The 11,997-nt window shown below is 68.2% G+C and carries 13 protein-coding genes; 5 read left to right on the top strand and 8 right to left on the bottom strand.

Going from position 1 to position 11,997, the window contains the following annotated elements:
* Positions 1-163 precede the first annotated feature (163 nt).
* Positions 164-1,543, top strand: coding sequence for an NAD(P)/FAD-dependent oxidoreductase (locus H7J86_RS02530; RefSeq protein WP_090360855.1), 1,380 nt, complete (start codon positions 164-166; stop codon positions 1,541-1,543).
* Between the two features lie 15 nt (positions 1,544-1,558).
* Here the strand turns inward: H7J86_RS02530 and H7J86_RS02525 are convergent, their stop codons facing one another.
* The 8 genes from H7J86_RS02525 to H7J86_RS02490 all read right to left on the bottom strand — a co-directional run bounded on the left by H7J86_RS02525 (position 1,559) and on the right by H7J86_RS02490 (position 7,403).
* Positions 1,559-2,185: an urease accessory protein UreD gene (locus H7J86_RS02525; protein ID WP_090360857.1), complete on the bottom strand. Its 627-nt coding sequence runs from the start codon at positions 2,183-2,185 to the stop codon at positions 1,559-1,561.
* A gap of 3 nt (positions 2,186-2,188) precedes the next feature.
* Complete coding sequence (gene ureG / locus H7J86_RS02520; RefSeq protein ID WP_267289293.1) at positions 2,189-2,869, bottom strand: urease accessory protein UreG; 681 nt, start codon at positions 2,867-2,869, stop codon at positions 2,189-2,191.
* 25 nt (positions 2,870-2,894) lie between these two features.
* Positions 2,895-3,557 (bottom strand): urease accessory protein UreF, encoded by a 663-nt coding sequence (locus tag H7J86_RS02515; RefSeq protein ID WP_090360860.1) that lies wholly within the window; start codon positions 3,555-3,557, stop codon positions 2,895-2,897.
* Positions 3,557-5,290 (bottom strand): urease subunit alpha, encoded by a 1,734-nt coding sequence (locus H7J86_RS02510; RefSeq protein ID WP_267289182.1) that lies wholly within the window; start codon positions 5,288-5,290, stop codon positions 3,557-3,559. Before H7J86_RS02510 ends, H7J86_RS02515 begins: the two co-directional genes overlap by 1 nt.
* Positions 5,287-5,604: an urease subunit beta gene (locus tag H7J86_RS02505; protein WP_090360869.1), complete on the bottom strand. Its 318-nt coding sequence runs from the start codon at positions 5,602-5,604 to the stop codon at positions 5,287-5,289. The genes H7J86_RS02510 and H7J86_RS02505 overlap by 4 nt, the downstream gene beginning before the upstream one ends.
* Positions 5,605-5,689: 85 nt before the next feature.
* Entirely contained in the window at positions 5,690-5,992 is a 303-nt protein-coding gene (locus H7J86_RS02500; RefSeq protein WP_090360872.1) for an urease subunit gamma, read from the bottom strand.
* Positions 5,993-6,064: 72 nt separating this feature from the next.
* The gene (locus tag H7J86_RS02495; protein ID WP_090360874.1) at positions 6,065-6,466 is read right to left on the bottom strand and encodes a PaaI family thioesterase; all 402 of its coding nucleotides are present in this window, start codon (positions 6,464-6,466) and stop codon (positions 6,065-6,067) included.
* 157 nt (positions 6,467-6,623) lie between these two features.
* The gene (locus tag H7J86_RS02490) at positions 6,624-7,403 is read right to left on the bottom strand and encodes an iron reductase (RefSeq protein ID WP_090360877.1); all 780 of its coding nucleotides are present in this window, start codon (positions 7,401-7,403) and stop codon (positions 6,624-6,626) included.
* Between the two features lie 215 nt (positions 7,404-7,618).
* Here H7J86_RS02490 and H7J86_RS02485 point away from each other — a divergent pair, with 215 nt between their 5' ends.
* From H7J86_RS02485 to H7J86_RS02470, 4 genes are all read left to right on the top strand, one after another.
* Positions 7,619-8,035 carry a BlaI/MecI/CopY family transcriptional regulator gene (locus H7J86_RS02485; RefSeq protein ID WP_090360880.1) on the top strand — a complete coding sequence of 139 codons (417 nt, stop codon included), beginning with the start codon at positions 7,619-7,621 and terminating at the stop codon, positions 8,033-8,035.
* A gap of 14 nt (positions 8,036-8,049) precedes the next feature.
* Positions 8,050-8,997, top strand: a complete 948-nt coding sequence (locus tag H7J86_RS02480) for a M56 family metallopeptidase (protein WP_267289180.1) — start codon at positions 8,050-8,052, stop codon at positions 8,995-8,997.
* Between the two features lie 73 nt (positions 8,998-9,070).
* Complete coding sequence (gene gnd / locus H7J86_RS02475; protein ID WP_090360886.1) at positions 9,071-10,516, top strand: NADP-dependent phosphogluconate dehydrogenase; 1,446 nt, start codon at positions 9,071-9,073, stop codon at positions 10,514-10,516.
* A gap of 36 nt (positions 10,517-10,552) precedes the next feature.
* A complete protein-coding gene (locus H7J86_RS02470) occupies positions 10,553-11,989 on the top strand; it encodes a GuaB1 family IMP dehydrogenase-related protein (RefSeq protein WP_090360889.1) in 1,437 nt (478 codons plus the stop codon).
* Positions 11,990-11,997 lie beyond the last annotated feature (8 nt).

The following is an 11,997-nucleotide window of genomic DNA, read 5'->3' as shown; positions in this document are numbered from 1 at the left end:
CGAGGGGCAGGAGCGAAGCGGCTCGGGGTGAACAGTCCGGCGGGCAGGAGCGAAGCGACTCGGGATGAACAGTTGGTGCAGTGCGCCATCTCACCGCACTGACTGAATCGGTACCGACTACCCTAGAGGTTGTATTGACAAAGTACGTCCGCTAGGAGCAGCAATGAGCCACCCCGGAGCTACGGCATCGGATCGGCATAAGGTCGTCATCGTCGGCTCGGGGTTCGGTGGATTGAACGCCGCGCAGGCGCTCAAGGGCGCCGACGTCGACATCAAGTTGATCGCGCGCACCACACATCACCTGTTTCAGCCGCTGCTCTACCAAGTCGCCACCGGCATCATCTCCGAGGGTGAGATCGCCCCGCCGACGCGCCTGATCCTGCGCAAGCAGGACAACGCGCAGGTGCTGCTCGGGGATGTCACGCATGTCGATCTCGAGCGCAAGACGGTCGAGTCGGTTCTGCTGGGCCACACCTACAGCACCCCCTACGACACGCTGATCCTGGCGGCCGGCGCGGGGCAGTCCTACTTCGGTAACGACCACTTCGCGGAGTGGGCGCCCGGCATGAAGACCATCGACGATGCGCTGGAATTGCGCGGCCGCATCCTCGGCGCCTTCGAGCAGGCCGAGCGGTCCAGCGACCCCGAACGCCGCAAGAAGTTGCTGACGTTCGTCGTCGTCGGCGCCGGCCCGACCGGAGTGGAGATGGCCGGCCAGATCCAGGAGCTGTCCGACCAGACACTCAAGGGCAGCTTCCGGCACATCGACCCGACCGAGGCGCACGTCATCCTGCTCGACGCCGCACCGGCCGTGCTCCCGCCGATGGGCGAGAAGCTGGGCCTGCGGGCCAAGGAGCGCCTGGAGAAGATGGGCGTCGAGATCCAGCTCAACGCGATGGTCACCGACGTCGACCGCAACGGCATCACCGTCAAGGACAAGGACGGGTCGATCCGGCGTATCGAGTCGGCGTGCAAGGTGTGGTCGGCCGGTGTGCAGGCCAGCCCGCTGGGCAAGGAGCTGGCTGCGCAGTCCGATACCGAGATCGACCGGGCCGGGCGCGTCAAGGTCAATCCCGACCTGTCGATCCCGGGCCACCCCAATGTCTTCGTCATCGGCGATATGGCCTTCGTCGAGGGCGTTCCCGGTATGGCGCAGGGCGCCATCCAGGGCGGCAAGTACGTCGCGGCCATCCTGAAGAACGAGGCGAAGGCCCGCCAGCACGGCACCATCCCCAAGCCGCGCGTGCCGTTCAAATACTTCGACAAGGGCTCGATGGCCACGGTGTCGAAGTGGAATGCGGTGGCCAAGGTCGGCAAGCTGGAGTTCAGCGGTTTCATCGCCTGGCTGGCCTGGCTGGGGCTGCACCTGATCTATCTGGTCGGCTTCAAGACCAAGGTCGCCACGCTGTTGTCGTGGGCGGTGACGTTCCTGAGCCGGCAGCGCGGCCAGCTGACCATCACCGAGCAGCAGGCCTACGCCCGCACCAGAATCGACCAGCTCGAGGAGATCGCCGCGGCGGTCGAACAGGAGCGGGCGAGCTAGCGACCCGGGAATCGGTCAGAGTCGCGCGCCCTGCCACGTCGCCAGGCAGCCACCCGCGGCGAGTTCGAGGACCGTCCCTGGGCTCTCGAAACTCGTTTGCGGGTACCGCAATTCGCTGACACATGCGCGGGGACTGCCGAGTTCGTCATCGGCCACCGTCGCCGCGCCCAACTCGACGCGGTGCCGCAGTAGCGGCACACCGTCGACATCGGCGTGCAGCGCTCCCGTCCAATACCCGTCGGACTCCCCCGATCGGCCGATCTGGACGCTTTCGCGCACCCTGGCCCGGCCCGTGGTTCCCAATCGGAGCCGGGTCCCCGCCGCATGGCGGGAGCCGCCCGCGATGACGGTGGGTTGCAGGTCCAGGTCGAGTTCGCCGTCCACCTGCAGGTCCCATGCACTGTGCGACTCGACGGTGGTCGCACTGGGGAGCACCATCGTGGCCGCCGCCGATCGCACCCTTAGCCGGGCCCCGGCCTCCACCACGATCCGCACCGAAATGGTGTCACCCCCGAGCGGGGTGGCCGCCGCGGACAGCAGATGCACGGTGTCGGCGGCGGTTCGACGGGCCGCCAGTGCGCCACTGCATTCGATGCGCGGACCACGGTCGGGCCGTGCCACCAGCAGGATGTCGGAATGCATGGGCTAGCTCGAGACCGGGACCTGCAGTTGCTCGTGCACCCAGCGCAGCACCGGCCCGGCGGTGGGGTCCTCGGTGAGCGAGATGAGGACGAACGGCCGGTCTCCCCGCACCGTGGTGGAGTCCCGGCGCATCACCTCCAGATCCGCGCCGACCATCGGAGCGAGATCAGTCTTGTTGATCACCAACAGATCTGAGAACGTCACCCCCGGGCCGCCCTTGCGCGGCACCTTGTCCCCACCGGCGACGTCGATGACGAAGATCTGCACGTCGATCAGACCTGAGGAGAAGGTGGCCGTGAGGTTGTCGCCGCCGGATTCGACGAGGATGAGATCGAGACCCGGATTCGTCTCGATCAGATCGTCGATCGCGTCGAGATTGGCGGTGATGTCGTCGCGGATGGCGGTGTGCGGGCAACCGCCGGTCTGCACGGCGGCGATGCGTTCGTCGGGCAGCACGGCGTGGCGGCGCAGGAAGTCGGCGTCCTCGGTGGTGTAGATGTCGTTGGTCAGCACCGCCAGCGACAGCTCGTCGCGCAGCTGCCGGCACAGGGCGGCGGTCAGCGCGGTCTTACCGGAGCCGACCGGGCCCCCGATGCCGATGCGCAGCGCCTCCCCCGCGTGCCGTACCCGCTTGGGCCGGTCGGAGTGACTGTGCGGTTGTCCGTCGATGAAATGCGGTGGCATATCGGTCCTCATCAGCTCTCGAACTTCAGGAAACAAACAGGGGTCGTTCGCGGGCGGCGTGCTGTTGTGCGAGCACGTCGAGCAGGGGGTCGGACAAGTCGGCGAGCTCCTTGACCGCCGCCGCTGCGGTCTGCTCACACAGTGGTGACAGTGCGAAGGTCAGTGCCGCGACGTCGGCCGGGTCCAGGGCCAGCAGTCGCTGTGCCGCGGTCGCCGAGCCGGTCATCGTCGTGTAGACCAGTGACAGCGCCGTGTGCTCGGGGGCCACCGACGCCGCGATGCCGACGACGCCGGCGGCCACCGCGAGATGCGGTTTGGTGCCCACCGGCCGCCAATCATGCTCGGGCCACACCCGTTTGGCCAGCCGGGTCAATCCGCGCCCTTGCGCCCGGGAGGCCGACCGCGCGGCCGGTGCCGGGGTGCGGGCGTCGGTTTCGGCATCGGCGGCCGCGACGGTCAGTGTGCCCGTCTGCACCGCCACCGCCAGCGACGCGGTCACCAGACCCTGGCTGCGGATCCGGCGCCGCAGGTAAGCCCGTAACGTCGCCAGGTCGATCACCAACCCCGCGGTGATCGCCTCTTCCATACCGCCGGAATGCACGTGCCCGCCGGTCGGCAACCGTGAATCCGCCAGTGCCAGAAGGGTTGCCAACCCGGGCGAGTGAAGCGACGGGAAATCGAAACTCATCAGAACAGGAAGTAGCGCTGCGCCATGGGTAGTTCGGCCGCGGGTTGTTCGGCCCACACGTCACCGTCGATACGCACCGTGAAGGTGTCCGGATCCACCTCGATGCGGGGCAGCGCATCGTTGAGCGGCATATCCGCCTTGCCGATCTTGCGGACGTTCTTGACCGCCACCAGGTTTCGTCGGATGTCCAGGCGGTCGGCCAGGCCGTCCTCGATGGCCTGGGGGGCCACGAAATGCACCGAGGTGGCGGCGGCCGCCACCGGAGTCGCACCGAACATCGGCCGGGGCAGCACGGGCTGCGGCGTCGGGATCGATGCATTGGCATCCCCCATCGCCGCCCAGGCGATCATCCCGCCCTTGAGCACCGCGTGCGGGCGCACCCCGAAGAACGCAGGTTCCCACAGCACCAGGTCGGCGAGCTTTCCGACCTCGACGGAGCCGATCTCGTCATCCAGGCCGTGCGCGACGGCCGGGCAGATCGTGTACTTGGCGATATAGCGCCGCGCACGGTTGTTGTCATTTCCCTTGGCACCGGCGATATCTCCGCTGATCGCACCGCGGCGCTTCTTCATCACATGGGCGGTCTGCCAGGTGCGCAGCACCACCTCGCCGATGCGGCCCATCGCCTGGGCGTCACTGCCGATCATCGAGATGGCGCCGATATCGTGCAGCAGATCTTCGGCGGCGATCGTCGACGGCCGGATCCGGCTCTCCGCGAAGGCCAGATCCTCCGGAATGCTGGGGTTCAGGTGGTGGCACACCATCAGCATGTCCAGATGCTCGTCGAGGGTGTTGACCGTGTGCGGCCGGGTGGGATTCGTCGAACTCGGCAGCACATTCGGGTGCGAGGCAACGGTGACGATATCGGGAGCGTGGCCGCCGCCGGCGCCTTCGGTGTGATACGCGTGGATACCTCGGCCCTTGATGGCGGCCAGCGTGTCCTCGACGAAGCCGGCCTCGTTGAGGGTGTCGGTGTGGATGTTGGCCTGCACGCCGGCGGCCTCGGACACCGTCAGGCAGGCATCGATCGCGGCCGGCGTGGTGCCCCAGTCCTCGTGCAGTTTGAACCCGGCTGCGCCACCGCGCAATTGCTCCCACATGGCCTCGGCGCTGACGGTGTTGCCCTTACCCAGCAGTGCCACGTTCAGCGGCCAGGAATCCAGCGATTCCAGCATCCGGGCCAGGTGCCAGGACCCGGGGGTGACGGTGGTCGCCTTGCTGCCCTCGGCAGGTCCGGTACCCCCGGCGATGATGGTGGTGATGCCCCCGCCGAGGGCTTCCTCCATGATCTGCGGGCAGATCAGGTGCACGTGACAGTCGATGGCCCCGGCGGTGAGGATGCGGCCGTTGCCCGCGATGATCTCGGTGGACGGACCGACGACAAGGTCCGGATGCACCCCGGACATGATGTCGGGGTTGCCCGCCTTCCCGATCGCCACGATGCGGCCGTCGCGAATGCCGATATCGGCCTTGATGATTCCCCAGTGGTCGAGGATGACCGCACCGGTGATGACGGTGTCGGGCGCCCCGTCGGCCCTGGTCGCCCTGGACTGCCCCATCGATTCGCGTAGCACCTTGCCGCCCCCGAACACGGCCTCGTCACCGGCCAGGCCGGGCCCACCGCTGCGATCCTCGGTGATCTCGATCAGCAGGTCGGTATCGGCCAGCCGGATCCGGTCGCCGGTGGTGGGACCGAACAGGGCGGCGTAGCGCTCGCGGGACAGTGAGCTCACTGGTGCGGGTCCAATCTGCCGGGCGGGGTCAGGGACAGCCCGTACACCTCGCGGGTGCCGCTCAGCGGGACCAGCGAAACCCGTTGGGCGATGCCGGGTTCGAATCGGACGGCGGTGCCGGCCGGGATGTCGAGTCGGTGCCCGTGTGCGGCGGCACGATCGAAGTCGAGTGCGGCGTTGGCCTGCGGCAGGTGCACGTGGCTGCCCACCTGGACCGGACGGTCACCGGTGTTGACCACGTCGAGGGTCAGCCGAGGCGCATCGGCGTTGAGCGCGATCTCGCCGTCGCCGTAGAAGAATTCGCCGGGAATCATGCGTGATCCGCCTTCGGCTTCTCACTTGCGGGAATCATGCGTGATCCGCCTCCGGCTTCTCACTTGCGAGAATCATGGGACCGCCTCACGGAATCGGATGGTGGACGGTGACCAGCTTGGTGCCGTCGGGGAAGGTCGCCTCGACCTGCACGTCGTGCAACATCTCCGGCACGCCCTCCATCACCTGCTCGCGGGTGAGCACATCGCGTCCGCTGACCATGAGTTCGGCCACCGAGCGCCCGTCGCGGGCACCTTCGAGGATGTGATCGGTGATCAGCGCCACCGTCTCGGGGTGGTTGAGCTTCAGACCGCGCGCCTGACGTCGCCGTGCCAGGTCGGCCGCGTAGGAGATGAGTAACCGCTCTTGTTCATGCGGCGTTAAACGCATAGTGCGCGATATTGCCATGGCGCGCGGCAATCAGCAGCGCTCATGGCAATCGATCGGGTTTGTCGCCCGCGTCTACCCTTCGACGTTCTGCAGCCGGACCTGCCCGCGGGCGACCAGCTTGTCGTTCTCGTCGGTGATGGTGATGAGCCACAGTTGCTGGCGTCGGCCCCGGTGGATCGGTGTGGAGACCGCGGTGACGGTGCCGGAGCTGATGGCGCGCAGGAAGTCGGTGTTGTTGTTGACCCCGACCACGGTGCCGCCGCCGTGCTCGGCGAGCCAGACGTGGCCGGACACACTGGCCAGGCTCTCCACGACCGCGCAGTACACACCACCGTGCACGATGCCCCATGGCTGGAGCACCTTGTCGGTGATCGTCAGCTGGGCGCGTCCGCCGTCGGGCGTGACCTCCAGATACTTCAGTCCGAGTTCGTTGTCGAAGCCCTTGCCGAGGGTGTCGAGTCCAGGTGCCGTCACAGCACTCTTGTCTACACGGGCCGCAGACCGAAATGCGGATGGGCCCCGCGCACGGTGTGCGCGGGGCCCATCCTTCGAGTGGACCGGGGGTCTCTGCAGCCCTCAGGACTCCGGCTCGGTCCGTTAGCCTCGCATGAACATAGTAGGCAAGGCTTGCCTAATTTTGCAAGGCCTTCCCGATCGACACCCGGCTCGTGCCGCGGACCGGCAGACCGAATCCGACGAGCGCGTCCAGGATGGCCTGGCTGCGACGCATGCTCGTCAGCTCACTGGAACCGGCCAGCAACGGCACCTGCGTGGCGGCACTGACCACGGCCGTGCCGACCACGTTCCACATGGCGGCCACGGACATCGCCCCCTCGGTCACCTCGACGAGCTTGGCGAACAGCGGGCTCAACGCGCGGTGACTGCGATGGGCCACCCATGTCGTGAGCGCCCCCTCGCTGGGCAGCATCACGATCCCGTCCCGGGTGGTGCGCACCGCGCCCACACTCGAGCGGGTGGCCAGGTGCGGGTCATCGGGCAGCGCGCGCAGCGTCGGATCGACCACGCCCACCCAGTCGATGGCACCCTCGGAGTCGACGTGCACCCACAGGTTCTCCAGTCCCGTGTCCCAGGCCCGGCCTTCCAGCACGATCAGCGGGACCACGCGGCCGACCACGACGTGGGCCAGGGTGGCGGCCAACTGCTGAGCCACCGCCGCACGGCTGTCGGTCTCGGCCACTGCCGCGTCGAACATGTGCTGCAAACGGTCGGTCGTGAGCACTTCCGCCAGCGGCCACCAGCGTCGCCGGGACAGGTCACCCATCACCGCGACGCCGTAGACACGCGGACACTCCGGATACAACTCGCGAAGCCGCCGGCTCGATTCATGCAGCGGCAGGGCCCGCCGAATCGACATCCGGGCAATCAGCGGGTCGTCGACCACGACCGTCATCCGCACCTCCTCGTTCAGTTAGGTTAGCCTTACTATAGTCACACCTAACAAGGAGGCCAAAAGCTGTGACTCGACTCACAGACCACACGGAAACGCCGCGTGACCGGGAACGGAGAGCGCAGTCCCACACGTTGGACCAGGCACGTAAATCGGATACGACGCTCGGTAGTAAACGCGTAGTAGGCTTGTTTGATTGCTCAGGAGTGGAACGGAATATGGCCAAGTTGACGCGGCTCGGTGAACTCGAGCGTGAGGTGATGGATCACCTCTGGACCTCGCGCGAGCCGCAGACGGTCCGGCAGGTGCACGAGGCGCTCGCGGCACGCCGCGATCTCGCCTATACGACGATCATGACCGTGCTGCAGCGGCTGGCGAAGAAGAATCTGGTCATCCAGCATCGCGATGACCGGGCGCACCGCTACGCCCCCACCCACGGTCGGGACGAGCTGGTCGCGGGCCTCATGGTCGATGCGCTGGACCAGGCCGCCGACTCCGGCAGCCGCGAGGCCGCACTGGTGCATTTCGTCGAACGAGTAGGCGCCGGTGAAGCCGCCGCGCTGCGCCGTGCGCTGGCCGAGTTGGAGGCCAAGCACGATATTGCGCCGCCCGCTGGTAATTCGACCACCGGCTGAGAGACACTAGCGGCGTGTCCGCGCTGGCCTTCTCCATCGTCGCGTTGTTGCTCGTCGGCCCCGTGCCGGCGCTGCTCGCGCGTGCGTCCTGGCCACAGCGCGCTCCCCGCGCCGCCATCGTGCTCTGGCAAGCCATCGCACTGGCCGCCGTCCTGTCGGCCTTCTCGGCGGGTATCGCGATCGCCAGCAGGCTGTTGGTGCCCGGACCGGACGGTAAGCCCACCGCCACCCTGACCAGCGAGATCGTCGCCCTGGGTTGGCCGCTGTGGCTGCTCTACGTCGCCGTGTTCGCCGTGACCCTGATGATCGGCGCCCGGCTCATCGTGTCGGTGCTCGCCGTCGCGGTCGCCACCCGGCGGCGCCGCGCGCACCACCGCATGCTGGTCGACCTGGTGGGCATGTCCCGCGACGCCATCCCGGCACCGGCTCGGCGCCCCAGTGGCCTGCGCGTACTCGGGGTGGCCCAGCCGATGGCCTACTGCCTGCCCGGCGTGCGCAGCCGGGTCGTCGTCAGCGAAGGCGCCCTGACCACCCTCTCCGAAGCCGAGATCGACGCCATCCTCAGCCACGAGAGTGCGCACCTGCGGGCCCGGCACGATCTGGTGCTGGAGATGTTCACCGCGGTGCACGCCGCGTTTCCGCGGTTCGTCCGTAGCGCCAATGCCCTCGACGCCGTCCGGCTGCTCATCGAACTGCTCGCCGACGACGCCGCCGTCCGCGTCACCGGGCCGACTCCCCTGGCCCGTGCGCTGGTCGCCTGCGCTGCCGGCCGGACCCCATCGGGTGCGCTGGCCGCCGGCGGACCGACGACGGTCCTGCGCGTCCGGCGGCTCGGCGGCGAGGGCAATAGTCTGGTGCTGGCGGTCGCGGCCTATCTGAGCGCGGCGGCCATCCTGGTACTGCCCACGCTCGCGCTGGCCATCCCGTGGCTGACCGAGTTGCATCGGTTGTTCGCCAACTAGGCATGAATTTCCGCGCAGCACTGCCCCTGTTCCATCGAGCGCGTCGTACAACAAAACAACGAAAGGCGTCTGCATGACCCAAACCGGCACCGCCCAAATTGGAGTCACCGGCCTGGCCGTGATGGGCTCCAATCTCGCCCGCAACTTCGCCCACCACGGCTACACCGTGGCGCTGCACAACCGGTCGATCGCCAAGACCGACGCGCTGCTGGCCGAGCACGGCTCCGAAGGCAAGTTCGTGCGCAGCGAGACGATCGCGGAATTCCTTGACGCCCTGGAAAAACCACGCCGGGTGATCATCATGGTCAAGGCCGGTGACCCGACCGATGCCGTCATCAACGAGCTCGCCGACGCCATGGAGCCGGGCGACATCATCATCGACGGCGGCAACGCGCTCTACACCGACACCATCCGCCGCGAGAAGGCTATCCGCGAACGCGGCCTGCACTTCGTCGGCGCCGGGATCTCCGGCGGCGAGGAAGGCGCCCTCAACGGGCCGTCGATCATGCCCGGCGGACCGGCCGAGTCCTACAAGTCGCTGGGCCCCCTGCTGGAGGAGATCTCCGCCCACGTCGACGGCGTGCCGTGCTGCACCCACATCGGTCCCGACGGGGCCGGTCACTTCGTCAAGATGGTGCACAACGGCATCGAGTACTCCGATATGCAGCTGATCGGCGAGGCCTACCAACTGCTGCGCGACGGGCTGGGCCTGGAGGCCGGCCAGATCGCCGATGTGTTCAGTGAGTGGAACAAGGGCGATCTGGACAGCTACCTGGTGGAGATCACCGCCGAAGTACTGCGCCAGGTGGACGCCAAGACCGGCAAGCCGCTGGTCGACGTCATCGTGGACGAGGCCGAGCAGAAGGGCACCGGACGCTGGACGGTGAAATCCGCGCTCGATCTCGGTGTGCCGGTGACCGGTATCGCCGAGGCGGTGTTCGCCCGCGCGCTGTCGGGTTCGGTCGCCCAGCGCAAGGCGACGACCGGCCTGGCGTCCGGCGAACTCGGGGCCGCACCCACCGATGCACCGCAGTTCATCGAGGACGTGCGCAAGGCGCTGTACGCCTCGAAGATCATCGCGTACGCCCAGGGGTTCAACCAGATTCAGGCCGGCAGCGCCGAATACAACTGGGGCATCACCCTGGGCGATATGGCCACCATCTGGCGCGGCGGCTGCATCATCCGGGCCAAGTTCCTCAACCGGATCAAGGAGGCCTACGACGACGATCCCGACCTGGCCACGCTGATCGCCGCGCCGTACTTCCGCGACGCGGTCGAGGCCGGGATCGACAGCTGGCGGCGGGTGGTGGTCAAGGCCACCGAACTGGGCATCCCGGTTCCCGGCTTCGCCTCGGCCCTGTCCTACTACGACGCGCTGCGCACCGAGCGGCTGCCCGCGGCCTTGACCCAGGGGCTGCGGGACTTCTTCGGCGCGCACACCTACGGCCGCACCGATGCGCCCGAGGGCCAGAAGTTCCACACCTTGTGGAGCGGGGACCGCAGCGAGGTCGAGGCCTGAGCGAGCGGAAACCTAGACTGGGCACGTGAGGTTTCGATGAAGTTCTTGCCTGGACACACGCCGCCCTATGACCTGACCTACAACGACGTCTTCGTCGTGCCGGGACGTACCGATGTCGCGTCCCGGTTCGACGTCGACCTGTCGACCGTCGACGGTTCGGGCACCACCATCCCGGTGGTGGTCGCCAACATGACCGCGGTCGCCGGTCGCCGGATGGCCGAGACGGTGGCCCGCCGCGGCGGAATCGTCGTGCTGCCACAGGATGTGCCGCTGGCCGCGGTCGCCGGGACGGTCGACTTCGTCAAGAGCCGGGACCTGGTGGCCGACACCCCGGTCACCCTGGCCCCCGACAGCGCGGTCTCGGATGCGATGGCGCTGATTCACAAGCGGGCCCACGGCGCCGCGGTCGTGGTCGACCGCAACCGCCCGGTCGGCCTGATCACCGAGGCCGGCTGTGCCGGCGTCGACAGGTTCGCCCGGGTCCAGGATGTCGCGCTGACCGATTTCGTCACCGCACCCGTGGGCACCGACCCCCGCAAGGTGTTCGATCTGCTGGAGCACGCACCCGTCGATGTCGCGGTGCTCACCGGGCCCGACGGCGAACTCGCCGGCGTACTCACCCGCACCGGAGCCATCCGCGCCGGGATCTACGCCCCCGCCGTCGACAGCCGCGGCCGGTTGCGCATCGCCGCCGCGGTCGGGATCAACGGTGACGTCGGCGCCAAGGCGCGCGGGCTGGCCGAGGTCGGGGCCGACCTGCTCGTCATCGATACCGCCCACGGCCACCAGGCCAAGATGCTGGACGCGATCGCGACGGTGGCGGCCCTCGACCTCGGTCTGCCCATCGTGGCGGGCAACGTGGTGTCCGCCTCCGGTACCCGCGACCTGATCAACGCCGGCGCCACCATCGTCAAGGTCGGGGTCGGTCCCGGCGCCATGTGCACCACCCGGATGATGACCGGCGTCGGGCGTCCCCAGTTCTCCGCTGTCGTCGAATGTGCGGCTGCAGCAAGGGAACTCGGCGCCCACGCGTGGGCCGACGGCGGTGTGCGGCATCCCCGCGACGTGGCGCTCGCGCTGGCCGCGGGCGCGTCCAACGTGATGATCGGTTCATGGTTCGCCGGCACCTACGAATCGCCGGGCGATCTGCTGCGCGACCGCGACGGCCTGCCGTACAAGGAGAGCTACGGCATGGCGTCCAAGCGGGCCGTCGCCGCGCGCACAGCCGGTGACGGCGCGTTCGACCGGGCCCGTAAAGCGTTGTTCGAGGAGGGCATCTCGACCTCGCGGATGGCGCTGGATCCGGCCCGCGGCGGTGTGGAGGACCTGCTCGACCACATCACCTCGGGGGTGCGCAGCACCTGCACCTACGTCGGCGCCGCGTCCCTGCCCGAGCTGCACGACAAGGTGATCCTCGGGGTGCAGTCCGCGGCCGGGTTCGCCGAGGGGCATCCGCTACCCAGCGGTTGGTGAGCCCGGGC

Source organism: Mycobacterium hackensackense (assembly GCF_025822555.1).
Taxonomy (GTDB): Bacteria; Actinomycetota; Actinomycetes; order Mycobacteriales; family Mycobacteriaceae; genus Mycobacterium; species Mycobacterium fluoranthenivorans.
This window is presented reverse-complemented; position numbering and strand designations above follow the sequence as displayed.